23 protein-coding genes and 1 tRNA gene are annotated in these 23,859 nt (G+C 43.9%); 11 read left to right on the forward strand and 13 right to left on the reverse strand.

What is annotated here, in order from left to right; translation table 11 throughout:
* Positions 1-35 precede the first annotated feature (35 nt).
* Positions 36-1,475: a 23S rRNA (uracil(1939)-C(5))-methyltransferase RlmD gene (gene rlmD / locus LPAF129_RS01120; RefSeq protein ID WP_244054183.1), complete on the reverse strand. Its 1,440-nt coding sequence runs from the start codon at positions 1,473-1,475 to the stop codon at positions 36-38.
* Between the two features lie 431 nt (positions 1,476-1,906).
* Here rlmD and recX point away from each other — a divergent pair, with 431 nt between their 5' ends.
* A complete protein-coding gene (recX, locus tag LPAF129_RS01125) occupies positions 1,907-2,725 on the forward strand; it encodes a recombination regulator RecX (protein ID WP_244054185.1) in 819 nt (272 codons plus the stop codon).
* 45 nt (positions 2,726-2,770) lie between these two features.
* Here the strand turns inward: recX and LPAF129_RS01130 are convergent, their stop codons facing one another.
* The 4 genes from LPAF129_RS01130 to map form a co-directional block, all read right to left on the reverse strand.
* Positions 2,771-3,676 carry a YihY/virulence factor BrkB family protein gene (locus tag LPAF129_RS01130; protein WP_244054187.1) on the reverse strand — a complete coding sequence of 302 codons (906 nt, stop codon included), beginning with the start codon at positions 3,674-3,676 and terminating at the stop codon, positions 2,771-2,773.
* Positions 3,677-3,700: 24 nt separating this feature from the next.
* Positions 3,701-4,336: a LysM peptidoglycan-binding domain-containing protein gene (locus tag LPAF129_RS01135; RefSeq protein WP_244054189.1), complete on the reverse strand. Its 636-nt coding sequence runs from the start codon at positions 4,334-4,336 to the stop codon at positions 3,701-3,703.
* Between the two features lie 588 nt (positions 4,337-4,924).
* Positions 4,925-5,797 (reverse strand): UTP--glucose-1-phosphate uridylyltransferase GalU, encoded by an 873-nt coding sequence (galU, locus tag LPAF129_RS01140; protein WP_244054191.1) that lies wholly within the window; start codon positions 5,795-5,797, stop codon positions 4,925-4,927.
* A 126-nt stretch (positions 5,798-5,923) separates the two neighbouring features.
* Positions 5,924-6,709: a type I methionyl aminopeptidase gene (map, locus tag LPAF129_RS01145; RefSeq protein ID WP_244054193.1), complete on the reverse strand. Its 786-nt coding sequence runs from the start codon at positions 6,707-6,709 to the stop codon at positions 5,924-5,926.
* 226 nt (positions 6,710-6,935) lie between these two features.
* Here map and LPAF129_RS01150 point away from each other — a divergent pair, with 226 nt between their 5' ends.
* The 6 genes from LPAF129_RS01150 to LPAF129_RS01175 all read left to right on the forward strand — a co-directional run bounded on the left by LPAF129_RS01150 (position 6,936) and on the right by LPAF129_RS01175 (position 13,605).
* Complete coding sequence (locus tag LPAF129_RS01150; protein ID WP_244054467.1) at positions 6,936-7,400, forward strand: flavodoxin; 465 nt, start codon at positions 6,936-6,938, stop codon at positions 7,398-7,400.
* Positions 7,397-7,816 carry a GtrA family protein gene (locus tag LPAF129_RS01155; RefSeq protein ID WP_244054196.1) on the forward strand — a complete coding sequence of 140 codons (420 nt, stop codon included), beginning with the start codon at positions 7,397-7,399 and terminating at the stop codon, positions 7,814-7,816. Before LPAF129_RS01150 ends, LPAF129_RS01155 begins: the two co-directional genes overlap by 4 nt.
* A 179-nt stretch (positions 7,817-7,995) precedes the next feature.
* Entirely contained in the window at positions 7,996-9,315 is a 1,320-nt protein-coding gene (locus LPAF129_RS01160) for an AAA family ATPase (RefSeq protein WP_244054197.1), read from the forward strand.
* 28 nt (positions 9,316-9,343) lie between these two features.
* Positions 9,344-9,850 (forward strand): RloB family protein, encoded by a 507-nt coding sequence (locus tag LPAF129_RS01165; RefSeq protein ID WP_244054199.1) that lies wholly within the window; start codon positions 9,344-9,346, stop codon positions 9,848-9,850.
* Positions 9,851-9,936: 86 nt separating this feature from the next.
* Complete coding sequence (locus LPAF129_RS01170) at positions 9,937-12,810, forward strand: YfhO family protein (RefSeq protein ID WP_244054201.1); 2,874 nt, start codon at positions 9,937-9,939, stop codon at positions 12,808-12,810.
* A 117-nt stretch (positions 12,811-12,927) separates the two neighbouring features.
* A complete protein-coding gene (locus LPAF129_RS01175) occupies positions 12,928-13,605 on the forward strand; it encodes a helix-turn-helix domain-containing protein (RefSeq protein WP_244054203.1) in 678 nt (225 codons plus the stop codon).
* Between the two features lie 140 nt (positions 13,606-13,745).
* Here the strand turns inward: LPAF129_RS01175 and wecB are convergent, their stop codons facing one another.
* From wecB to LPAF129_RS01215, 8 genes are all read right to left on the reverse strand, one after another.
* A complete protein-coding gene (gene wecB, locus LPAF129_RS01180; RefSeq protein ID WP_244054205.1) occupies positions 13,746-14,894 on the reverse strand; it encodes a non-hydrolyzing UDP-N-acetylglucosamine 2-epimerase in 1,149 nt (382 codons plus the stop codon).
* 102 nt (positions 14,895-14,996) lie between these two features.
* A tRNA-Arg gene (locus tag LPAF129_RS01185) sits at positions 14,997-15,070 on the reverse strand.
* 65 nt (positions 15,071-15,135) lie between these two features.
* A complete protein-coding gene (locus tag LPAF129_RS01190) occupies positions 15,136-15,549 on the reverse strand; it encodes a DUF3284 domain-containing protein (RefSeq protein WP_244054207.1) in 414 nt (137 codons plus the stop codon).
* Between the two features lie 49 nt (positions 15,550-15,598).
* Positions 15,599-16,912 carry a DEAD/DEAH box helicase gene (locus tag LPAF129_RS01195; protein ID WP_244054209.1) on the reverse strand — a complete coding sequence of 438 codons (1,314 nt, stop codon included), beginning with the start codon at positions 16,910-16,912 and terminating at the stop codon, positions 15,599-15,601.
* Positions 16,902-17,939, reverse strand: coding sequence for a Gfo/Idh/MocA family protein (locus tag LPAF129_RS01200; protein ID WP_244054211.1), 1,038 nt, complete (start codon positions 17,937-17,939; stop codon positions 16,902-16,904). The genes LPAF129_RS01195 and LPAF129_RS01200 overlap by 11 nt, the downstream gene beginning before the upstream one ends.
* Positions 17,940-18,612: 673 nt before the next feature.
* Positions 18,613-18,969 carry a DoxX family protein gene (locus LPAF129_RS01205; protein ID WP_244054213.1) on the reverse strand — a complete coding sequence of 119 codons (357 nt, stop codon included), beginning with the start codon at positions 18,967-18,969 and terminating at the stop codon, positions 18,613-18,615.
* Positions 18,970-19,076: 107 nt separating this feature from the next.
* Complete coding sequence (locus tag LPAF129_RS01210; RefSeq protein WP_244054214.1) at positions 19,077-19,271, reverse strand: hypothetical protein; 195 nt, start codon at positions 19,269-19,271, stop codon at positions 19,077-19,079.
* Positions 19,272-19,546: 275 nt separating this feature from the next.
* The gene (locus LPAF129_RS01215; protein ID WP_244054216.1) at positions 19,547-20,434 is read right to left on the reverse strand and encodes a phosphate ABC transporter substrate-binding protein PstS family protein; all 888 of its coding nucleotides are present in this window, start codon (positions 20,432-20,434) and stop codon (positions 19,547-19,549) included.
* Positions 20,435-20,985: 551 nt separating this feature from the next.
* Between LPAF129_RS01215 and LPAF129_RS01220 the strand changes: the two genes are divergently transcribed.
* The 4 genes from LPAF129_RS01220 to LPAF129_RS01235 all read left to right on the forward strand — a co-directional run bounded on the left by LPAF129_RS01220 (position 20,986) and on the right by LPAF129_RS01235 (position 23,841).
* Positions 20,986-21,360 carry a DUF4828 domain-containing protein gene (locus LPAF129_RS01220; protein ID WP_244054218.1) on the forward strand — a complete coding sequence of 125 codons (375 nt, stop codon included), beginning with the start codon at positions 20,986-20,988 and terminating at the stop codon, positions 21,358-21,360.
* Positions 21,361-21,707: 347 nt separating this feature from the next.
* Positions 21,708-21,899 (forward strand): LSm family protein, encoded by a 192-nt coding sequence (locus tag LPAF129_RS01225; RefSeq protein WP_244054219.1) that lies wholly within the window; start codon positions 21,708-21,710, stop codon positions 21,897-21,899.
* 117 nt (positions 21,900-22,016) lie between these two features.
* The gene (locus LPAF129_RS01230; RefSeq protein WP_244054222.1) at positions 22,017-22,370 is read left to right on the forward strand and encodes a GNAT family N-acetyltransferase; all 354 of its coding nucleotides are present in this window, start codon (positions 22,017-22,019) and stop codon (positions 22,368-22,370) included.
* Positions 22,371-22,872: 502 nt separating this feature from the next.
* A complete protein-coding gene (locus LPAF129_RS01235; RefSeq protein ID WP_244054224.1) occupies positions 22,873-23,841 on the forward strand; it encodes an NAD(P)H-dependent flavin oxidoreductase in 969 nt (322 codons plus the stop codon).
* Positions 23,842-23,859 lie beyond the last annotated feature (18 nt).

A 23,859-nucleotide genomic window follows, 5' to 3' on the forward strand; every position in this document is an offset into this window, starting at 1 on the left:
GCAATTCACTGACTTTTATGCACACGACTTATTTTTTATTTTAAACTTAATTTGACAACGGCTTCAGTCCGAGCAGTTTGCGGGAACATATCCAACGGTTGGATGTAGTCCACATCGTAAGCCTCTGATAATTGCACCAAATCGGCGGCCAGCGTCGATGGATTGCAAGAAACATAGACAAATTTACCTGGTAAATATTGTAAAATAGTCTGGATCAACTGGTCATCTAAGCCAGTCCGTGGCGGATCGACCACCAAAGCATCAGGAGAAACGCCGGCTGCAGTCCATTTAGCCAGCCATTCTTGTGCGGTCCCAACTTCATAATGAGCATTATTCAAGCCAGCTAACTTAGCATTCTGGCGCGCATCATCGATGGCTTCTGGTGTAATATCCATCCCATAAACAGCACTGGCATTTTGTGCCAAATAAATTCCAATCGTTCCAGCTCCACAGTAAGCATCGATCAAGACATCGCCATCTGCGAGTTCCAAGGCGGCATTGATCTGATCATACAAAACTTTAGTCTGCACCGGATTTAACTGGAAGAAGGCCCGTGCTGACAAATGATACTCAGCATCGCCAATTTTTTCAACGAGCTGGTCTTGACCGTACAACCGCACAGTCTTGTTCCCCCAAATCAAGGAAGTTTTCTGGGAATTCACATTTTGCATGACTGAGACTACGGCTGGTTGTTTGGCAACCAAGTCCTTGATAAACTGATCGACTTGCGGAATTTTGCGTGTTCGACTGATCAAGACGACCTGCAACTGGCCAGTCGCAAATGATTCACGGATCACCACAGTCTTGATCACTCCCATGTCCTGTCGTTCATGGTAGGGTTCGATCTTCCATTTGGCCAACAAATCACAGATCAGCCGAATCGTTGCCATCGACAAATCAGTTTGAGTGGCAAAGGTGGGCAAGTTTACCAAATCGTGGCTATCTGGGCGGTACAAGCCGGCTTCGATCTTGCCGTGCTCACCAGCACGAATCTGAAACTGCAACTTATTCCGATAATGGTATGGGTCTTCCATTCCCAAAGTTTTCTTCAAATCATACGCCTCATAATCAGCTGGGCGATATTTCTTTAGCGATTGCTTGATGACATCACGCTTAAACTTCAGTTGCGCTGGATAAGCGAGGTGTTCGAGCTCAATTCCGCCAACGTCATAGTGGTCTACCGGTTTAACACGGTCACGACTGACTTTCTTCACGTGAACCAGCTCACCTTCAAGGTAACGTTGTTTTTCGACGGTCACCCGAGCTAAGACATCTTCATGCGGCAAGGCCCCGGGAATAAACATGATCTTGCGTTTATAATATCCGATTCCTTCACCATTAATACCGAGGCGTTTGACAGTCACTAAGACAACTTGTCCTTCGAGTCCCTTACCTTGATTGCGGGAGTGTTGGAACTTCCGGTTGTTGTGCGAATTATTTTGGTGGTGCTGTGGTGCATGTTGATTATTTTTCATATTTTTAAATTCCTTTTTTTGACAGAGTGGAGGGAGGCGACTAAGAGACGAGCACTATCCTGGGCTGACCTTTAATGCGTTTTTGGCATTGAAGGTTGGGCCGGGATAAGCGGAATCTCTTGCCTCACGAAGCTCGACTAATAAACAGAGCGAAGTGAAACGGGAGAAAGCGAGCACTATCGGAGCCCGACCTTTAATGCGTTCTTGGCATTGAAGGTTAGACTTAGATAGGCGGAACTTTCTGTTTCACGGAGCTCGACTAATAAACAGAGCGAAGCAACTCGAGAGAACTGGAGCATTATTAAGTTTCCTCAGTTTTCCCGCACTTTTAACATACTGTTCCTGATTATAACACGACGCGGATGGAAAATTCCGACTTTCCATATTATAATGTGGATACTTAACAAACTAATTTGTAAGGGAGGACCATTTTGACACAAACAATCACCCTCATTAAAGCACAAAAACGGAAAGGCCGCTACAATATCTATTTGGATAACAAATACGCCTTCCCCGTCGGCGAAGATGTTTTAATTCGCTTCGGCTTAAGTAAAGGCCGCGAACTGACCCCAACTGAAATTGCTGATCTAAAAGAAGCGGACAATACGTCCAAGGCTTATCAAAAAGCGCTGAACTACCTTGCACACCAGTTGCGCACTACCAAAGAAATCAGAGACCATCTCCGCAAAAATGAAATTGAACCAGCTGACATTGAAAAAACACTGGTCAAACTAACAGAAATGCACCTCTTAGACGACTTGCAGTATGCACAAAGTTTTGTCCGCACGATGGCAAACACTTCGGATAAAGGCCCAACGGTGATTAAAAATAAGTTACGGCAAAAAGGCGTGTCTGCCAATGACATTGAAGAAGCACTCACTGAATTTTCCCCTGAGCAGCAAATTGAAAATGGACTTAAAGCAGCCCAAAAAAATGCCCAGCACCTGCACGGGGAATCATTTCGAACTAAGACCAATAAAATCCGCCAACAGCTAATGCAAAAAGGCTTCGCTGGCGACGTAATCACCGTCGTGATGGACGAATTAGCCCTTGAGCCAGACGAAGATGAAGAACAAACCGCCATCAATGAACAAGGTGCCAAACTGTGGCGTAAAAATCGCCGGTATAGCCAACGCGAACAAATGCAAAAAGTGCGGCAGGCTTTATATCGGAAAGGTTTCGGTGGTGATTTGATCAATAATTTCATTGCAGACCAAGTAGAAAAAGATAACCAAGAATCATCTATTTGACAAGCAAAAGCCCAGCTCTCAACTATGAGAACTAGGCTTTTTAGCTTACTTTTTTTTATGGGTTGGATCGACCTTGTCGTACAACCGTTTAATTGCAGTCCGTTTGGGTTCAATTTTACCGTAGTGGTACCGCTCCAGAGTCGAATTTAGCAGTGCCCCTAACAAGACGACCCAACTGGAAAAGTTTAGCCAAAACAGCAAGACGATAAAGGTTCCGATCGTTCCGTAACTCAGCACTGATTTGGCAAAATACTTGAGGTAAATCGAGAAGCCTTGGGTCAATAACATCCAACCGCTGGCGGCAAATAATGCCCCTGGCCAGACAAAGCGCATGTGCGTTTTAGCGTTGGTCAAGAATTCATACAAAAAGAGCATGACCAGCACTAGCACCAAGAAAGTCCCAAAGGTTTTGTATTTGCTGAACGCATCGAGCCACCCTAAATTCCAATGGAAAATTGGTGCCAGATAATCTAAAACTAACTGTCCAAAACTATTGATCAAGAAAACCACGATAGCTAACAGTCCAAAAACTAAAATCGCAAAAAACGAAAAAATCCGACTGGTAATTGCATTGTCATATCCCTCGACACCATAAACCTGGTTGATCGACATTTTCAAAGTGTTAATTCCACGACTAGCCGACCAAATCGTTAAGATCCCGGTTACAGAAGCTAAACCACCAGAACTATTATTCAAAAAGTCCATGATGATTGGCTTTAAAGTACTATAGACGGCTGCGGGAAAGGCAACTTTGAGGTATGGCAACAAATTTCCCGCCTTTAAACCCAACAATGGCAATAAATTGGCCGCAAAAATTAGTAGCGGAAAAATTGCCAACAATACATAGTAGGCCATCACGATTGCAGTATTACCAAAATTGACCTCGCCAAACTCCGCAACGATCAGTTTGATAAATTTTTTAATGGGCTGAAGCTTTTTACTGTGAGCCATGCAGTGAGTTCACATCCTATTTCTTTATTCAACGGAAGCGTCTGTCGTCTCCGTTTGAGTTGTTTCGTTTGTCCCTGTCGTTTCATCCGACGTATTATCCTGAGTTGCTGTCTCAGTATCATTGCCAGTGTATGTCTCGGCTGATTGAGTCTCTACTTGTTGAGTGTTACTTTGTTCCGTTGGACGTTTTCCAGTATCAGGCACTCTTAGCTGAACTCCCGCTGAAATTTCACGGCTTTCTAAGTCATTTAATTCAATCAGTTCGTCCACAGTTGTCCCATAATCTTCGGCAATCGTTGATAGAAATTCACCATTCTTAACCACGATCGTCAGATATTTGCCAGACTTAGTGACTTTTTTGGTGCTAGACTTCGCCGCTTTAGCGGTTGTTTTCTTAGCTGGGGCCTTAGCCTTCGTTTCTTTAACACTAGATTCTGACTGGCCATACTTCTTTTTAGCAAGAGCTCGTTGCCGATTATATTCCTTTTTTTGATAAGCGGCATTATCACCAAATGAAGCCTGGACCCGACTTTGAACGACCGGACTTTTCCAAGCCCAGAGCCCAGCAACGATAACGACCACGAGTCCCAGAATGGTCCAGCTAAACTTTTTCAACATTTTCTTTTGTTTGGAATGCAGGTGTTTCTTCTGTTTATTCATGAAAGTACTCCCCTAATCTAATTATTAGTTATGTTTAGTACGTGAATCAGAGTAGCGGCTCCGAGTACTTCGCACTAATGCACAAAAAATATTACCTTTTTTATTTTACACTAAAACGCAGTTAAATAGTAGGGAAGAATCTTCAGAATCATTTTCTAGGAGAGAAACACGACCCTTTTCTAGGCCTTAACTGGTGAGTTGCTGGGTGTTGGGAAATGAGTTTGGAAAAGTGATGGACATTGTGACACTGGATGACATCGTTTTGGAGAAACAGTATTTGAACCCTCAACTTGCAGTCGTTGTTTTGGTAAAACAACGCACGTATTTCACTTTGCGGTCGTTGTTTCGATAAAATAGCGGTCGCATCTCATTTTGCAGTCGTTGTTTTAATAAAACAGCGGTCGCATCTCACTTTGCGGTCGTCGCTTTGGTAAAACAGCGATTGCATTTCACTTTGCGGTCGTCGTTTTACTGAAACAACGGTCGTATTACCGATAGCTGGTCCTACTTTTACTAAACGGGACCAGCTATCCTCCTCTATCCAAAAAAAGAAGCCCCCACCACAGCGGAAGCTTCTCATTCAATGATTTATTTTAATTTCTTGCTGAGTTCTTTGATATAAGCAGCTAATTCATCCTTAACTTCTGGATGACGTAAGCCAAACTCGATCGAAGTCTTCAGGTAGCCAAACTTGTAACCAACATCGAAACGATCACCCTTGAATTCATGGGCAAAGACGCGTTGGATCTTGTTCAAACGGTCGATGGCATCAGTTAACTGGATCTCGTTACCTGCACCCGGCTTCTGTGTTTCTAACATTGAGAAGATTTCAGGTGTTAACAAGTAGCGACCAATAATTGCCAAGTCAGATGGGGCCTTGTCAACCGCTGGCTTTTCAACGAAACGCTTAACGTCGTACAAACCAGGCTTCGTTTGCATAGCAGGGTCGATCACACCGTACTTGTTAACTTCTTGATGCGGCACCTTCATCACTGCCAAAGTTGAAGCGTGAGTATCATCATAACGGTCCATCAATTGCTTAGTCAATGGCACCTTGTCTTCCATGATGTCATCACCTAACATGACAACAAATGGTTCGTCGCCCACAAAATCCTTGGCCATCAAGACGGCATCACCCAAACCACGTGGGTGGGACTGACGGATAAAGTACAAGTTAATGTCAGTTGTTTGTTCAACTAATTTCAGCAAATCGGTCTTGCCCTTTTCGCGGAGGTTTTGTTCCAATTCAGGGACAGAATCGAAATGGTCTTCGATTGGACGTTTACCTTTTCCGGTTACGACTAAGATGTCTTCGATGCCTGACTTCTTAGCTTCTTCCACGATATATTGAATCGTTGGTTTGTCAATAATTGGTAGCATTTCCTTGGCCAAAGCCTTAGTTGCCGGCAAGAAACGAGTTCCCAAGCCTGCAGCAGGAATAACCGCTTTTCTAACTTTCATTAAATAGCTCCTCCATTAGCAACAGCAAATCATTACTGTGCCGATTAATTATGATTTTATTGTAACAAGTCCACTTATTAATGTAAACGTAAGTCACATCAGTCCTTATTATACCGGTTCCGCCTGCTAAAACAAATATTTCGCGTCAAATTCAGGATCTTGCGAAGTTAAGATCTCCGGACCATCGTTAGTGATCGCAATCGAATGTTCGAATTGGCATGACAAACTCCCATCGGCTGTCCGTGCAGTCCAACCATTTGGATCATCCATGTTAGCTTCCCAGCCGCCCATGTTGATCATTGGTTCGATCGTGATCGTCATTCCTGGACGTAAACGCAAGCCCTTGCCTGCTTCACCATAATGCGGCACGTTTGGACTTTCGTGCATCGTTGGCCCAATGCCATGACCAATAAATTCACGGACATCGCCATAGCCATTTTCATCTTCGGTAAAGTGCTGGATCGCAGCACCAATATCACCGATGCGGTTGCCGACTTGCGCCTGATCAATTCCAAGGTACAAAGCCTTTTTAGTGACATCCATCAAGCGGTCAATTTCTGGGGTTGACTTACCGATCACGTATGACCAGCAAGAATCACTCATTGCGCCATGGTAGTTGACCACTGTATCGACTTTGATCAAATCGCCATCTTTTAAAATTAAATTTTTGCGTGGGAAACCATGACAAATTTCATCGTTGACACTGACACAAGTGGCATACTTGTAGCCTTCAAAGCCAATTTGTTCTGGGATCGCATCATGTTCTTTAAAATACTTCAAAGCGAACTCTTCAATTTCCCAGCTCGACATCCCTGGATGAAGGATTTGCTTGACCCCTTTGTGCATTCCAGCCAAAATCGCACCGGACTTGGCCATTTCCTCGATCTCTCGCGGTGATTTTAATGTAATCATTACTAAGTACCTCCAATTATTTCGACTGACCTTTGCCATTTGCCAAAGACTAGTCGTTCATGCTTGCCTGTCAATTTACTGTACTAACAGCGTCATTTCGACAGCATTTCTCCCCCATTATAGCTCATAAGTCGAATTAATGGTTAATTTTCCCTCAGTATGGATGAAATTCTTCAATAATCTGCTATAATAGCTCTTGATATTAAAAGTGAAAGAAGGATCTGACATGCCAACGGCAAAAGTAGTTTTCGCCACAATTACAGGAAACAATGAAGACATTGCAGATATTATCTCAGATAATTTAGAAGACCAAGGTTTTGAAATTGAACAAATCGAGATCTCCCAAGCACAAATTGAAGACTTTGAACAAGCTGATTTATGTGTGATCTGCCCATATACCTACGATGAAGGTGCCTTACCAGATGAGGGCCTAGATTTTTATGATGACTTAAAAGAAGATGCCGATCTAACTGGCAAGGTGTATGGTGTCGCTGGTTCCGGTGATACATTCTATGAAGGCTTTTACTGCACTGCAGTCGATGATTTTAGTCAAGCCATGAAAGAGGCCCATGCCATTCAAGGCGCACCTGACTTAAAAATTAACTTAGCCCCAGATTCCGACGAAGATCTTGCGGCCATCGACCAGTTCAGCAAACAGCTAGTTGAAACCTACAAGGCCCAAGTTAAATGACGTTGATCAAAAAGCTCTGGACTAAGTATCAAAGTGTGATTGCCTATTTGTTCTTTGGGGTGTTGACCACCCTGATCAACATCGTGGCTTTCTACGTCTTTGGGACGGTCTTTAACCTTTACTACCAGTTGGCAAATGTGATTGCCTGGTTATTGTCAGTGCTCTTTGCGTTTTTCACCAACAAGGTCTGGGTCTTTGGATCCAAATTCACCACCGCTCGTGCCTTTTGGGTCGAAATGGGTAAATTTTTCTTTTACCGTGGGTTATCGTTGCTCGTCGACGCAGCCATCATGGGACTCGGTGTTTCTGTCTTAAAGATCGACAAAAACCTCACCAAGCTCTTAGACCAAGTCGTCGTGGTCATCATCAACTACTTCTTTAGTAAGTTTTTGATTTTTAAGAGTACTCATAAATAACTATTATTAACAAGTCTAACTAGCCGTCAGTGGTTGTTAGGCTTTTTTAATTTTCGTGATTAAACTCAAGAAAAAGAACTTTTTTCAAATAAATGTCCAAGCAGTTCACACTTTCATGTGATTTGGTAGTATAATAATGTTATTGAAAGCGTTACTATATTTAAGAAAGGAGTCTTCCCATGCTAATTGATTTTTCAGTCACTAACTTTGCTTCGTTTAAGGAAGAAGCACTACTCTCTGCAGAAACTGGCGAAAGATTAAGTCGCTTTAAAAATACCAATACCCTCAAGGAAAATAATTATTCATTATTAAAAAACTTGTTAATCTTTGGGCCTAATGGTTCTGGCAAAACTAATCTATTAGTCGCTTTACGCCGCATGCAAATGATGGTGTTGCACGATCCGGCAACTGTCACCGAGCGCCTAGCTTATCAGCCCTATCTTTTTGCCATTGATTCACAGACAACACCAACTCACTTTAAAGTGACATTTAACCATCAAGCTGAAACCTTCACCTACGAATTTGCATACACTGCTCAAGAAATTTGCTACGAAAAATTAACCCGTGTCAAAAAGACTACCGCACGAATTTACTTTGAAAGGTCTTACCAGGACTTTCTAATTTTGCCACAGGAGCTAAAAAATGTTGCACAACACACCAAAGAGAATTCCTTACTGTTATATACAGCTCAAAATGCAAATGATCCTTATGCTAAAAGTGTTTTACGGTGGTTTGCCGAAGATTTAATTTTTGTTTCAACAATTCAACCCGAACGACATGATGAGCTAATTCAGTTAATCGACCGACCACCAGTTAAAACAGAATTATTAGCCTTTTTAAAATTTGCTGATATCCACATTACTGACATTAAAACGGCTAAATTTGCACCGACTCAATCAACCAGCGCCTTTAATCTGAACGAATCTCAGTTAAATTCGACCCGGCCAACTTATCAAATTCTAACTGTCCACCAGATTTATAACTCACTCGGAGAAGTCTTCAGCACGACAGAGCTTCCACTCACTCATGAATCTCGCGGCACTCAAAAAGTTTTTTGGATTGCTCTTTTCATTATTTTTGCTCAGTTAAATGGCAGCGGTAAAACTCTCTTATTTGACGAGTTTGATGACTCATTACACTTTGAGTTATCAAATGCCCTAATCAAAATCTTTAACTCAAAAAATAATTTAAATCAATTTATTTTAACAACTCATGAATTACAACTACTTGATTGTCCCGTTCGAGTTGACCAACTTTATTTAGTCGAAAAAGATTTCAGTGGCTGTAGTGACTTAAAATCTATCTTCGACTTTCAGGATAGCAGGAAAACCACGCGTTCCGGCATCAGCTTAATGAAAAAATACCTTGCTGGTAACTTCGGCTCCATCCCAAACATTGATGCAGCTCAGATGTTAGCGGCTCTAAATAATCAGGAGAATAAAAATGGGCAGAAAATCGCGTGGTCTCCCACAAAAGAAAAGCACTGTCATATATTGTGAAGGACAATCAGAAGTACAATATTTCCAAATGTTAGCTAGAAAATACAGTAGAAAAAATGTCAGTCCCCAAAAAATCATGATTAAATCCATGGCAAAATCTGGGCTGAGTCTATTAGACGGAGCCTGGCGGATGGAAAAAGATCGCCACCATGAAAAAGTCTATGTTGTCTTCGACCGTGATGCACTTACAAATGCTGAACTCAGCCAATGTCAAAAATTAGCTAAGCAATATCACTTTCAAATCTTATTTTCATGTATTAATTTTGAAGTGTGGATCTTGTTACACTTCGAATATTTTGAAACATCATATACTCCAGCCCAGTTAGTCAAAAAGCTTTCAGGCAAAAACTTTTTCGCTACAGACTATCAAAAGTTCAAAGGTCAACCATATGACGCTTTTTTGTTGAATCGTGTTGGAGTCGCGATGAAAAATGCGACGCTTTTAGCGCGAACCAATCAAAATTGGCTTCAAAGTAACCCATATACCAACTTGCACCACTATTTGCCAGAAATTTTCAGTGTCAGCAAATTTTAGAAAAAATCTATTAAAAATCTCCCATTCATTCTTGTTGGCAGCCTTTTTAGGTTACAATGTTAAAGAATGTATTGGAGGTTTTTTTCGTGGATTTTGCAGTTAAGCACCATCATATCAAAAATTTATATCGCGACTACTTGCTCCTCTTTCTGGTCGTAGCGGCCTGCATGTTTGGTACCTATTTGCTGAGCGGTCATTCTTTGATCTGGCGACTCGATGGGGCCAACCAGCACCTGCCCTTACTGGAAAACTTTCGTCGCGGACTAGGACAGCTGCTCAGCGGGCACACCCATTCACTATCGCAGTGGTCCTATCAAATGGGGCTTGGCACGGATAATTTTTCGGTCTATTCCTATTATTTATTAGGTGATATCTTTGCCTACCTGACGCTCTTATTTCCAGTGGCTCAGGTAGTGACCGTTTATCAATGGCTGATCGTCTTGCGGCTTTTTTGTGCGGGATTAGCCTTTCTTTTTTTGGCCTCCCACTTTAACTTCAGTAAAAATGCCCTGTTGACCGGGTCACTTGTCTACATGTTTAATGCATTTTTGTTGTATTCAGCCGCGGCTCAACCTTTTTTCACGACCCCCTTCATTATTTTTCCGCTGCTAGTTTTAGGCGTCGAGAAAATTTTACAAGGTCAGTCGGCTTGGCCGTTAACTGGTGCTTTTATCTGGATGCTGGTCAGCAATTACTACTTTGCCTTTGTCCTCGGCCTTGGAACTCTGTTATACCTAGTGTTACGGGTCGGTTTTTATTACTTACACGACTTAAATTACTGGCAGGCTTTGGGCAAACTAGCCTGGGCGACCGTCACCAGTTTATTGGTTTCAGCCGTCATGTTAGTCCCTGAGATCATCGCTGTTACTCATTCCACCCGGGCAGCGAGCTCCTTTGCAAATGGCCTGAAACTGTATCCGCTCTACTATTACCTGGCTTTGCCCGCCCAACTCATTAATGGGGGGAACAGGGACTTTTATTTCTGGTCGGCTTTAGGCTATGCCAGTCTCGTCTTTTTTGCACTAATTTTTGTTTGTGGTCACTGTCGCAAATATCCGTTGTTGACGACGACCTTTGGGCTGAGTTTCGTAATGCTGCTCTTCCCATTTTTCGGGGCACTATTTAATGGCGGGATGGCTCCATCCAACCGCTGGACCTTATTATTGTGTCTGCCTTTAGCCTTAGCGACCTGCGTACTCGTCCAAGAACTCCGGCAGTTAACCGACCGAACCATCAAATTATTTGCTGGCGGCTTAGGCATTTATGCGCTTGTGATCGCTATGACCTACTATTTTCAAAATGATGAAAAAATCTTTATTCCGTTCATCTTTTTGTTTGTCAGTCTAGCTGCCTTGCTGCTAGTTCACTTTCGTACGGTCCGTGACCCGCAACGCTTTTTACTGTGGGTCGTTTTGGCCAATGTTTCATTAAACGCGATTTACTTTGCCGCACCCTATAATGGCGGCTATGCCAACGAAATGTTGCCGACGAAAACTTACCAGCAACTACGCCACCAAACCTATGCTGGCTTGGCTGACAAATTAGCGCCGGTCCAAAAAAGCGGCTACCGGATCTCAACCACTAGCGAAAACTTTGATCTTGGCGGCGGTTACCACCTGTACAATAGTTTGCCCAGTCAGGCTACGTCAATTTCGTCTTATTATTCGGTACAAAATCAGTTTGTGGGCGACTTTTCAGAACAAATGGGCAATATTCAATATGATGCCAATGTTCCGTTACGCCAAGTGGACGATCGCACAATTTTAAGCAATTTTCTCGGCGTCCGCTACATTTTCAATTGGCTCAATCAAGATAATTTCAAAAAGATCCCAGCCAACTATTATTTAGACAAAATGTCGTCCTTAGTGACCGACCCGAACGGCAACCACCAGCACGATCAGCAGGCACGCCGCTACAAGACGGACCAAGCTTTGCCGCTCTTTTACTGGCAAGACCATGTTTTCACGGCCAGCCAGCAGCGCCACTATACGGTCAGTCAAAAAGAACGCGCCCTGATCAGCGGCGTCAAGGTCAGCTCCAAGACTGCGCACAACTTACCGCAAGCCAGCGTCAAGGGACAAACATTCAACCTCCCTTACCGGCTGATCTCGAGCCGTGGTAACGAGGTCGATCCGCATCATTTGACGAAAGAAGACAGTCAAGAAACCTACCAGATCGTCTTACCGCGCGACTTGCCCGACTACTATCCGGACTCGGAACTGCACTTGGAATTTAGCAAATTAACTTATCGGCCAGACTCACTTAAAGACCAGATCAAACTCGAACAGCTCCACCAAAAATCGCAAGGAATGTCTGGCCTGCTGGGGCAAAATGACCGTTATAACTATTACAAGTATCTACGGTATCATGTTTTGCAGGGCTCGCCCGACTCAAGCTTCAAGTTGAAAGTTTCTTCGGCTCTGGGCACCGAAACGATCGACCAGCCCAAGCAAAGCACCCTGTCCTTTTACAAGGATGTCACCGACGGCATGATGAACGTTGGCTACTTCAAGCAGTCCTTGCCGCAAGCTGTCACACTGACGCCTACGAAACTGGGTCACTACAGCTTTGACCTGAAAGTTGTGGCGGTCCCGTTAGGCAAAGACTCGGCTTATGGGCAGCAAGTCAAGCAGTTGCAGCGTCAACGTTTACGGCACTTAAAGCTGACAGCTGACAAGGTCACTGGTTCGATCACGACTAAAAAGCCCGGAATTTTGACTTCGACGATCCCGTATTCAAGCGGTTGGCAGGTCAAGGTCAACGGTCAAAAACAACCAGTTTTGCGCACGAACACCGCTTTTCTGGGGGTCAAGTTAGGTCGCGGCACGCACCACGTAACGTTCTCCTACCACTTGCCCGGAATTAAGCTAGGCAGCACACTGTCGCTCGCCGGGCTCGCTTTGTTAGCGTTGAGTCTGCTGGGAACATGGACCATCAAACATCGTCGCCAACACGGATAAATTAGTACGGCACCAGCTGAAACTCACGGCTGGTGCTTTTTTGGTCACAGCTTGCTGAATTTCTGTTAAAATTAACTCAAAGTTCCGCTTAATCAAACTAAAACGAGGAAGACCACAATGAAAAATGGCAGAAAAACTACCCACGCTCAACGACTCGCAATCGTCAAAGAGACTCTCAAAAATAACTATAGCTACACAGAGGCTAGTACTAAATACCAAGCTTCTTACCAACAAATTTATACTTGGGTCCAGAAATACCAGAAACTGGGAAGCGCTGGTTTAGAAGACCGCCGTGGTAAAAATCTCGTTAAACAACTGCCGCTAACAAAGGCTGACAAAGAAAAACTCGCGGCAAAACTTGCTTGGGAACAAGCTCAACATGCCAAAATTAAAACAGAACTTTTACGGCTAATTGCTCAAAGTTCAGCCAACAGCAGTAACAACGAACATAAATATCAGGCAATTTTCACTTATCATCGGGAAACTTCAGCTCCAATCCAGGAACTATGTCGGATCGCCGGTATTTCTCGGCAAGCTTACTATAAATGGATCCAACGCCAGCGTTCTCCCCGGCCAAAAAATCAACGTGAATTAGACAATGACTGGTTAGAAACTATTATTCCAGAGCTTTTTCATGAATTTAACGGGACCTATGGTTATCGTCGCTTGACCAGTGAAATTAATGAAAGATTCAATCAGCATTTCGGTTGGAAACGCATTCGACGAATCATGATAAAACTAGGACTAAAGGGCGATTACTGGGCTGGACATTCAACCCGAAAAACCACTGACTGACGGCTAATTTTGTGGACCTTATTCTGCCAATCTTTGGTCCACAAAAATTGATAACTAGCAATCTCCTAGTGCACAATATTTTATTCACCGCAAAAAAGGCGACCCCTTCTTTTTAGAAGAGAGCGCCTTTTGCTTTCAGATTATTTTACTTCAAAATTTGCGGGACGTGCTTCTAATTCACCAAAGTGGTACTTGATCGCATCCAAGATCCGTTGTGAGGCATTGCCGTCACCATAAGGATTTGAGGCTTCAGCCATTTTTTTATAGCTGTCATGATCATCGAGTAGCTGCAACATTTCTGCTTTAACCTGATCATGGTCAGTCCCAACGAGCTTGAGCGTCCCTGCTGCCACTCCTTCTGGGCGTTCCGTGGTATCCCGCAACACTAAGACGGGTTTACCCAGTGATGGGGCCTCTTCTTGAACACCGCCAGAATCGGTCATGATAAAGTAGGCACGAGCTGACAAGTTATGGAAGTCGATCACATCGAGCGGGTCGATCAAGTGCACGCGTTTGACGTCGCCAAAGACTTCATTGGCCACCGCACGCACTGCTGGACTCAAGTGCACTGGATAGACGATTTCAACATCTGGCCGTTCCTCTAAGACTTCACGCATCGCATGAAAGACCTGGCGCATTGGTTCGCCCTGATTTTCTCGGCGGTGCATGGTGACTAAGATCAAGCGATGGTCAGCGTCAACTTGATCCAAAATTTCATGTTGGTAATCAGATTGGACCGTTTCTTTCAAGGCATCGATCGCCGTATTGCCAGTCACAAAAATTTGGTCAGCCGAATGGTTTTCCTGCAACAAATTAGCTTGACTTTGGGTCGTAGGTGCAAAATATAAGTCACTCAAGACGTCCGTCATCTGCCGGTTCATTTCTTCTGGGAATGGTGAATATTTATTCCAAGTTCGCAGACCCGCTTCAACGTGTCCCAACGTTTTTTGCCGGTAGAAAGTGGCCACGCCGGCTGCGAAAGTTGTCGTCGTATCACCGTGGACCAAGACAATATCCGGGTCAGTTTCAGCTAAAATTTGATCAAGCTGTTGTAAAACTGCCGTCGTAATGTCATTTAAAGTCTGACCAGCATGCATGATATTTAAATCATAGTCGGGTTGAATATCAAAAATTTCTAAGACCTGGTCCAACATTTCACGGTGTTGAGCCGTTACCACTGTGATTGGTTCAAATTCAGTGGCCCGTTGCTGCATTGCTTTGATCAACGGTGCCATTTTAATCGCTTCTGGTCGTGTACCAAAAACCGTCATTACTTTAATTTTTTTCATTGCGTTCACTCCATTACCTTGAATTCTAAGCTGGCTAAACTGGTCGTTGATGTTAAAAAAACGGCATCGCTGCAACGTGCAGCCATACCGTTTCTAAAGGAATGCGCTTGATCGGAATTGAACCGATGACCTACCGCTTAGGAGGCGGTTGCTCTATCCTGCTGAGCTACAAACGCATCATGCAACCAACCTTTAATAGTATAGCGGTTCAAAAGCCATAAAGTCAATAGGATCAAGGATTTTAATAGCCAACTTCCAGCTGTTTTAAGACCCGTTTTAAATTACTAGCGCGCAGGTGATCTAGTAAGACACCCGTCACTTTATTTTTGACCGCCTGCAGGGGATTTTTTGCCCGAACCTGTTGGTCAAAGACTACCCGGACCTGATTTTTTGCCAGTGGTTCCAGTTCATAAGCGGTATTGATCACTTCCGCTGCTTTTTTACTTTGATAGTGATAACTAAGGCCTGGCAAAAGTTGGGTGATTTTCACCTGGCAAGCCTCGCCAGAACCATCCTCCGTCAAATAGGCAAACCCGAGTAACTGGTCTGGCGTCAGCCAATGATCCGTGGCCGTGTAAATATCATAGAGCCTGGTATCAACGAGACGCTGGAAAAAGTACTGCGCCGAGACATTAAGTTTGATCGAAGTCCTCATTTCAGACCACCTCATTTTCTAACCTGTCACCAGGCTTTTTTTAACAGTTTTAGTCTTTAGGAGAAGTGGGTGTTTCTTGATGCTGCTTGTGTTTCGGCTTCCCCTTATTCTTACGGTCACGTTTGCGGTTCTTCTTGTGCTTTGGTGCTTGAGCCTGCTTCTTTTCAGCAGCAAGTGTTTCTTTGTGCTGTGCCCGCACCTTTTTGGATTTCTTCTTTGATGGTTTATTTTCCTGCTTATTTTCGGCTTGGGCCGCTGCCAGATCAGTCACGATCTGGTGCTGGTAAACATAACCCGTTTGCAAGTCATAGCCTTCGTCACGAGCAAGTTGCTTAAACTGGCGCAAATCATGGTCATTGCCCAGGTTGATCACAACCCCTTCAGCCCCCATTCGACCAGTCCGGCCGCTGCGGTGAATATAGGTATTCAAGTCGCGCGGAACATCGAAGTTGACCACTGCAGGCAAAGCCACAATGTCCAAACCGCGAGCAGCCACATCAGTCGTTAATAAGAGCTTGATCTGGCGTTTGCGTAGTTTGGTCAGCGCTTGTTTACGCTGTTGCGAGCTTTGACCGGAGCTGAGTTCGCCGACCGCGACGTGCTGGAAAGCCAGCTTTTCGGCCGCGTCTTTGACCTGAGTTGTCGAATCAAAGAAGACTAGCCCAGCAAAATCATCTAAATTGGCTAACTTGCGCAACATGTCGACCCGTTTTCTGACGGGGCTTTCGATCAAATAGTGGACCACATGGCCCTGCGTTTGGTCGATTTGGCGAACGTCGATCACTTCCGGCTCGATACCAAACCAGTGGTGGACGTCGGTCAAGTTCTTTGAATCAGTGGCTGAGAAGAATGCTACTTGTACGTCAGCTTTGGCATGACCGACAATTTCGCGACAAAGTGCCAATGACTCTTCATCCGCTAACATTTGGTCGGCTTCATCGATCACACAAGCAGTTAACTGGTGCATCTTGAGTTTCTTTTCATTGATCACAGACAGGACTCGTCCAGGTGTTCCGACCACGATTTCTGGCCGTTTCTTTAATTTTTCATACTGCCGTTTAACGTTGGCCCCGCCAATTACTGCGATCGACTTCATTCCCAACAGGGACGCAAATCGGCCCATCACATTATTGACCTGAATGGCTAGTTCTTGAGATGGCACTAACACTAATAGTTGGGTTCCATCTTTTGGCAACAAGGTTTCTAACAACGGCATGGTATATGCCAGAGTCTTCCCTGAACCAGTTGGCGCATAGCCGACCACATTTTTGCCGGCAGCTAAAGGTTCATAAACTGCTGACTGGATCGGACTAAGCTCCGTAAATTTTTCTTTTTCAAATTCCTCAACAAACTTAGGATTCATCATTTTCCTCTTCTACTTCTTCGGCCACTCGATCGGCCTTAAATTTAATGTGGGCACTTTGCCGCAACTCATACAAGACCTTATTGACTTGCACTGCATAAGCGAGCCAGTCTTCTTCCAGTTGTTTGGCATCATTAGAGCCCTTATCGTTCAAAACATCCGCAAATTCATTGGCTTCTGCGAGCATTGGATTTTCAGCTTGCGGTACTGACAAGAGAGTCTTATTCCCAGCACCATCGTCCAAGTAAACTTCATTTAAGTCACTGGAGTGGTCCATCCGGATTGTTTCTTTCAAACCATAGATCTCGCCTGGCAAATATGAGTTCACATTTTTTGCAAGATTCAAAGTGACATCAAAGCCGTTATAGTGCAAAATAGCGACCCCTTTGCCATCAACGCCGGTAGTTAACATGGTAGCGTGATATTCGGCAGAACCCGGCATCCCAAACCACACGATTGCATCATACACCAGGTAAACACCCAGATCTTGGACACAGCCGCCAGAAAAGTCCGGTGAAAAAATGTTAGGTTCCTCGCCATTTAAGACTGCATCGTAGCGAGATGAGTACTTAGCGTAGGTCAAAGTTGCGCCCTGCACAACATTTAAACCTTCGACGGCTTTGGTAACGGCTCTAAAGTTTGGCTCATGGACATGGCGTGCCGCTTCAAATAAGAAGGTGTCTGGGTTTTGGTCTAGCAACCGTTGTAATTGTTTCATTTCAAACGGGTTGGAGCAAGCAGGTTTCTCAACGATCACATCTTTGCCTGCAAGAATAGCTTGTTTGGCCTGTTCGAAGTGCAGACTGTTGGGTGAGGCGATATAGACCGTGTCAAAACTCCCTTGGGCAAAAAAGTCATCCAAGTTATCAAAAAATTCGGAAGTACTTGCGAATTTATCGCCAAACTGATTAGCTTTTTCGAGTGTCCGAGAATAAACGGCGGTGAGTTCCCACTTCCCGGTTTCATGGGCAGCGTGCACGAATTGTTCAGTGATCCAATTAGTACCAATAATACCAAGTTTTAACATGAAATCAGCCTCCTAAAGATAACAGAGCGGAGTGAAACGGTTAGAAAGTGAGCACCATCGGAACCTAGGGACTAATGCGGTCTTGGCATTGGTTCCTGGGTTTGGATGGGCGGAGCTTTCTGTTTCACGCAGCTCGACTACGATAACAGAGCGGAGTGAGGCGGTTAAGAGACGAGCATTATCGTAACCTGGCCTTGAATGCGTATTTGGCATTGAAGGTCAGGTTGGGATAAGTGGAATCTCTTGCCTCACGCAGCTTGACTACGATAACAGAGCGGAGAGAAACGGGAGCAAGCGAGCACGATTTGAGCCTGGTCTTTAATGCGTTTTCGGCATTGAAGACTGGGCAGGAATCGGCGGAACTTGCTGTTTCTCGGAGCTCGACTACGATAACTCTAATCGTCACGACCATGAGCTGTGTTTCACTCAACGGCTCGCAACACAACATCATTTGCTTACCCCTATTCTACCAGAAACCGCCTGCCACGTATAACATCCGAGCCATTTTTCTTGAGAAAACTCTTTTCTGCTGCTGATGTCTACTTTGTCTCCATTCACGGACATAGTCTACCCGACCTGGTCCACTTCGATTTCCGCAAACAACCAATATTTTTACCCAGAATTTGGCGCAAAAAAAGAAGCACAGCCAACAGTGTGCTTCTTTCATCATTACTTAGAATCTAGTAACAGCGATTATGATCAGTAAAATCAAAATTGTGGTAGTAAAACCAAAGCTTTGATATTCCTTATAACGTAAGTGAGTGAACATCGCACCTAACATCACGATACCCAGACCAACTGCCGCCCATGCTGTCAAGACAGGCAAAATGTTTAATGCTTGTGGCAAGATCAAGCCGATAGCGCCTAATAGTTCCGCTGTCCCGATAAATTTGATGAAACTCCCTGATTCCAAGTGGTCCATCTTTTTCAATTCGTCTTCCTTCTTATTGTACTGGAAGGTCTTAGAAAAACCTGAGTTTAAGAATAATAGTGCTAATAATACTTGTAAGATCCATGCTATAATATTCATCTTAATTTCCTCTTCTCTTTCGTTTACTTACTAATAGTAAGTCAAATCTTTTAAGAAAGCAAGCATTTTTTAAACTTTTTCAATCATCAACGCTTTCCCTACTAACTTTAACGCTCTGGCACATCATTGATTTGCAGTAATTGCTCGGTAATTTGAATCAATTTTTCCAGTGAGACTCGCTGGGCTGGTGCTTGTTGGTGCCAAGCAACTAACACTTGTTGTAAGCCACCAGCGACAAACGGATCAGAGTAGACAGAATATTTTTGCTCGGGCAGCTGTTGATTCTGCCGTAAGATCCTCATATATCGTAAAGATGACTAGATCAAAATATTGAGTAATCCATTATCTAGCAACGCATCAAAAAAAGTTTGATGTTCCGCATAAATTTTAAAATATAACTCAACCTAAACATGCAGCGTCGCCTGGCGTTCCTGTTGCAACTGTGCTTGATAGCCAGCACAAGTTAAATCCAACTGATACTGCAAAACCTCTTCAAGTGTAGAAAAAGCCGCCCCATCGCTGAGCCGACTTTACCTGATATCTCAAAAATTTAAATACTGCTTTCACTAACAGACTTTTACTTTTGAACGACCTTTCCATCTGGGTTCATCTTAACTTGCATCTGGTGAACACTGTAGTAACCAAGTTTATCTAACAAACCTTTTTGAACTTTGTCAGACAAGACATACTTCAGTAAGGCTTTGGCCGTTCCTTTCGGTTGCCCCTTAGTATACATATGCTCATAGGACCAAATCTTCCACTGGTTAGTGGCAACATTTTTATAAGTTGGTTTAACATGGTCGATTGCTAGTTCCTGCAGATCGTCGTTCACATATGAAAAGGCCAAGTAGCTAATGGCACCTGGTGTTTGCGCCACAATTTTTTGGACCGTCCCGTTAGAGTCTTGTTCTTGGGCATTCAAAGCCTTATCGCCAGCTTTAAAGACCGCATTTTCAAAGGTTGCGCGGGTCCCAGAACCTTGTGCCCGGTTGATCACAGTAATTTTTTGATCCTTACCGCCAACTTGTTTCCAGTTAGTGACTTTACCAGTCATGATCTGTCGCAACTGCTCCATGGAAATATCTTTAACCCCAACACCCGGATGAACGACAGGGACCATCCCTACCACCGCGACCTGGTGATCCACTAACTGTTTCGGCTTAATGCCAGACTGTTGTTCCGCAAAAATATCTGAATTTCCAATTTGCACGGCACCGGACTGAACCTGACTCAAACCAGTCCCTGAACCGCCGCCTTGAACTGTGATATTGGCACCTGGATGATCACTTTCAAACTGACTCGCTGCTTTTTCAACTAACGGCTGCAGTGCCGTCGAACCAACGATCGTCACCTTTTCCGCCTTTTTCGTGTTGCTTTCGCCAGAGGTCTGCTTGCCGCCGCAAGCCACTAGAGTCAATCCTAGTACAGTGGTCATGAAACCTAATAGTAATTTATTCTTTTTCATCAGTCACCCTTCTTTAACTGCTTATTTTCTAACTGTCTTTAGAATAAACTGTCAACGTAACAACTGAATGCTGGTTGTGTAAAGAATCAGTAAAGTTTGAGCGAGAAGTGATTTTTAGCCGAGCTTCTGAGGTGGTTCTTAGTCGAGCTACTCAAAGCAACTCCTTCCGCCTATCCAAGTCCACTCCTCGATGCTAAGGTCGCATTGAGGGCCGACCTCCGATATGCTCGGGAGCTAACCGCTTTGCTCCGCTCTGTTTTTTTAGTCGAGCTGCATGAGGCAAGAGATTCCGCTTATCCCGACCCATCCTACAATGCCAAGTACACATTCAAGGCTAGGTCACGATAATGCTCAGCTCTTAACCGCCTCTCTCCGCTCTGTTTTTATATAATTAAAGCGCTTTATAAACACAAAATGATTGCAAAGTTTCACTAATGTTTCAAATTGGTCTAATTCCGTTTAAATCAAGGTTCTTCACTGTTTTTCTCTCAAAGATGGTGGTATATTTAAAAGTATAGGAATTTAACGAATAGCAGAAAGAAGGACACACGATGAGAGCGATCCGCTTCGGTCAACGGAAGAGAAAAATGCATAAACCATTCGCAAAACTTTTTCATTCCGATAAGAAGCAACTGAATAATCAAGCACCTTTAGCTCAGATTTACGCCGGTGACTGGCAATTTACCGATGAAAACAATTTTCGGGTACATCACCTACATATCAAGTCAGACCTTGCAATCGCTTTAGACAAACGTGCGCTTCCTGGCTCAGTCTTACGTTTAAGCGAACGTGAACTAGTTTTCTTAGATACCTACGGCTACCATTTACGCATCGATGCCATCGATGGTCACCCGATCAGTGTCTATGATGAAGCAGATAACCGCGTTTACCAGCTCTCACCTTGTGACTCCAGTTCAAAAGACTAAACTCAACACTTGACCTGTAACCATGGCCAAGTTTTTTTGTCCAAAAAAATAAGACAGCCCCAGGAGCAAAGGGATTCTCGGCCTAACGCCTTACTCCCACTCGGGAACCCAGCTTTCTTCCTTCTCAAGCTATCTTCAATAGTGTTATCTAATCCGTGATGGAATAGATCAATCGAGTTATTTAAATGCAAATTTTCAAGTTCCTCTTTAATTTAATCTTTTTCATATTTGAAGCCGGATGTTATCTACCAACTTGCAGGGTTCAGCTTGGAATTTTGACAAAGAAAGCGCTATAATAAAGGCAAGTTAACCGACAACTCGTCGGTTCATAAAAGGAGGTTTTATGTATGGCAGAAACAATGGATCCACATACAGCAGAAAAACTTGGTCTTCCAAAACCAACGACGATCAAATTGATCAATGGTGAAATCATCAAGGGCACCCTCACAATGGTTAAACCAAAACGCATCGTAGTCGATTGCGAAGATGGTCGGACACTGAAGATTTTCAAACACTCCATCGTCTATTACGAAGACTAACCTTATATTTTATATGGTCATCAAGCTCAGGTATCATTGAGCTTGATGACCTTGTTGTTCTAACTTCAAAATATCTAATAAGGGACCTTAGATCTGCTAAAAATTAGCCAAACCTTTTTGGATACATTTGCCTCAGTTAATCCCACGACTATTATGCAAGCCTACTTAGATGAGTCATATAGTACTGAAAAACTGCCCTCTGAACTACAAGAACCAGACTTTTTCTTCTTTTTTGCAGTTTCTGAAAAAATGTTCCAGGATTCCTTGGAGGTCAAATGGATTTATGTTCAAAAGGAGTATAAACATCAAGGAATTGGAACCAAGCTATTTCAAAAGGTTGCTTTGGTTAGGTGTTTGGGAACATCAGCAACCAGCCCACTAATTTCATCATCAATTGAATTATGCACAAATTGGAGACCAGGTTTTCCCAGCCGTTCCACTTGCTATTTTGCTTCTTTTAAGCTACTATAATTAATTGAAAAGGGACTAACGAGTGCAAGTCGTCAGTCCCGAGCGTGATTTGAATGATCAGAGGTAAAGCTAATCTTGATGGTTAGCTTTTTTTATTATCGCGTATGCTTTAGCACAGCTTAACACAAATTGTGCCAGAGCTACGATAACAAATGCTAGGCTAATTCCCCTAACCCCCGATCTTATCCTAATTAACAAGGCCCTCACCTCGATGATTTGAAATTGTTGAGGGGTGGACGACCATGTCATCTCACTAAGCCTTTCCCGCTAGGAGCGACCTAACTTGAAAAAGCCTAAGTTAATTATAACGCTTACTTTTCAATTAAAGTAGCCTTTTTTGCGCTGATTTTGCCTGAAAAGCCAGTGCTTTTTGGTAAACAAGCAGGTTTTCCCCCGTTAGCTCACTTAGTTCGTATTAGTTGTAATCGCTTTCACTGATGCTATAATTAATGTGAAGTGTTTCATAATCTGTTGCGTATTACACGATAAGGAGGAAATACCCATGACAGAAAATCGAGTCTGTTCTATTTTAGGCATCAAATCCCCCATTATTTCCGCAGCAATGTGGGGTTTGACCAACGCAGAAATGGTCGCGGCCATTAGTGAAAATGGCGGTTTAGGTATTTTAGGACCGATGCCTGGCCAGAAATTTAGCGGCAACTTAGGCGAAGCTAGTGAAAATATGCGCACCCAAATTCAGCGGGTCCGCACCCTCACCGACAAGCCGTTTGGCGTCAACTTGATCCCCGACAACAGTGGTCAAAATTCAGGGATCTCCAGTGACCTCTTTGAAGCCTATCTCAATGTAATGATCGCAGAAAAAGTACCCGTTGCCCTAGTCGTCGGCTCACTCAACAACAAGACCTTTTTCCAGAAATTAACTGACCACCACATCAAGATCATTTACCGCCCCAACACCGCTGACCCACGTCTGATCAAACCCGCTGAGGAATTAGGCGTTGACTTGATCATCGCCACTGGATTGGATGAAGGCGGCGGCTTACCCGTGAACGATTGGCTCGCCGGCACCTTCTCGATCGTTCCACGTTTTGTCGACGAAGCTACAGTCCCTGTGATTGCTGCTGGTGGGATCACAGATGTCCGGACAGCGACCGCCGCCGTTGCATTAGGCGCTGAAGGTCTCTATGTTGGGACCCGCTTTTTAGCGTCGGATGAAAGTCCTATCCCAACCGACATCAAACAATTGCTGGTACAAACCAACGTGGAAGACTTAATGTATCTACCAGACCCTACCTCAGAAACCGTTCGCGCGGTCAAGACCCCGTCCCTGCCAGACGTTATCGCACAAATTCAGGCAGGCGAATTAAAAGGGACTGGCGCATTACTGACCGGAATGTTGACTGGCAACCTGAACACCGGGATGGTAATTGCTGACAATGGTATTTCGCTGATCAAAGAGATCCAACCGATCCAAACTATTATGCAGGAACTGGCCACACCTTTTAGTTGACCCGTCAAACTAGCAAAG

Source organism: Ligilactobacillus pabuli, assembly GCF_022836475.1.
Classification (GTDB): Bacteria; Bacillota; Bacilli; order Lactobacillales; family Lactobacillaceae; genus Ligilactobacillus; species Ligilactobacillus pabuli.

Bases quoted from the DNA above. Each gene is read 5' to 3' on its own strand.
- LPAF129_RS01160 (WP_244054197.1), top strand. From the start codon at position 7,996: ATGCTAATTGATTTTTCAGTCACTAACTTTGCTTCGTTTAAGGAAGAA.
- LPAF129_RS01130 (WP_244054187.1), bottom strand. From the start codon at position 3,676: ATGGCTCACAGTAAAAAGCTTCAGCCCATTAAAAAATTTATCAAACTG.
- wecB (WP_244054205.1), bottom strand. From the start codon at position 14,894: ATGAAAAAAATTAAAGTAATGACGGTTTTTGGTACACGACCAGAAGCG.
- LPAF129_RS01220 (WP_244054218.1), top strand. From the start codon at position 20,986: ATGAGAGCGATCCGCTTCGGTCAACGGAAGAGAAAAATGCATAAACCA.
- LPAF129_RS01200 (WP_244054211.1), bottom strand. From the start codon at position 17,939: ATGTTAAAACTTGGTATTATTGGTACTAATTGGATCACTGAACAATTC.
- galU (WP_244054191.1), bottom strand. From the start codon at position 5,797: ATGAAAGTTAGAAAAGCGGTTATTCCTGCTGCAGGCTTGGGAACTCGT.
- LPAF129_RS01190 (WP_244054207.1), bottom strand. From the start codon at position 15,549: ATGAGGACTTCGATCAAACTTAATGTCTCGGCGCAGTACTTTTTCCAG.
- LPAF129_RS01155 (WP_244054196.1), top strand. From the start codon at position 7,397: ATGACGTTGATCAAAAAGCTCTGGACTAAGTATCAAAGTGTGATTGCC.
- LPAF129_RS01225 (WP_244054219.1), top strand. From the start codon at position 21,708: ATGGCAGAAACAATGGATCCACATACAGCAGAAAAACTTGGTCTTCCA.
- rlmD (WP_244054183.1), bottom strand. From the start codon at position 1,475: ATGAAAAATAATCAACATGCACCACAGCACCACCAAAATAATTCGCAC.
- LPAF129_RS01210 (WP_244054214.1), bottom strand. From the start codon at position 19,271: ATGAGGATCTTACGGCAGAATCAACAGCTGCCCGAGCAAAAATATTCT.
- LPAF129_RS01135 (WP_244054189.1), bottom strand. From the start codon at position 4,336: ATGAATAAACAGAAGAAACACCTGCATTCCAAACAAAAGAAAATGTTG.
- LPAF129_RS01195 (WP_244054209.1), bottom strand. From the start codon at position 16,912: ATGAATCCTAAGTTTGTTGAGGAATTTGAAAAAGAAAAATTTACGGAG.
- map (WP_244054193.1), bottom strand. From the start codon at position 6,709: ATGATTACATTAAAATCACCGCGAGAGATCGAGGAAATGGCCAAGTCC.
- LPAF129_RS01235 (WP_244054224.1), top strand. From the start codon at position 22,873: ATGACAGAAAATCGAGTCTGTTCTATTTTAGGCATCAAATCCCCCATT.
- LPAF129_RS01175 (WP_244054203.1), top strand. From the start codon at position 12,928: ATGAAAAATGGCAGAAAAACTACCCACGCTCAACGACTCGCAATCGTC.
- LPAF129_RS01150 (WP_244054467.1), top strand. From the start codon at position 6,936: ATGCCAACGGCAAAAGTAGTTTTCGCCACAATTACAGGAAACAATGAA.
- LPAF129_RS01165 (WP_244054199.1), top strand. From the start codon at position 9,344: ATGTTAGCTAGAAAATACAGTAGAAAAAATGTCAGTCCCCAAAAAATC.
- LPAF129_RS01205 (WP_244054213.1), bottom strand. From the start codon at position 18,969: ATGAATATTATAGCATGGATCTTACAAGTATTATTAGCACTATTATTC.
- LPAF129_RS01215 (WP_244054216.1), bottom strand. From the start codon at position 20,434: ATGAAAAAGAATAAATTACTATTAGGTTTCATGACCACTGTACTAGGA.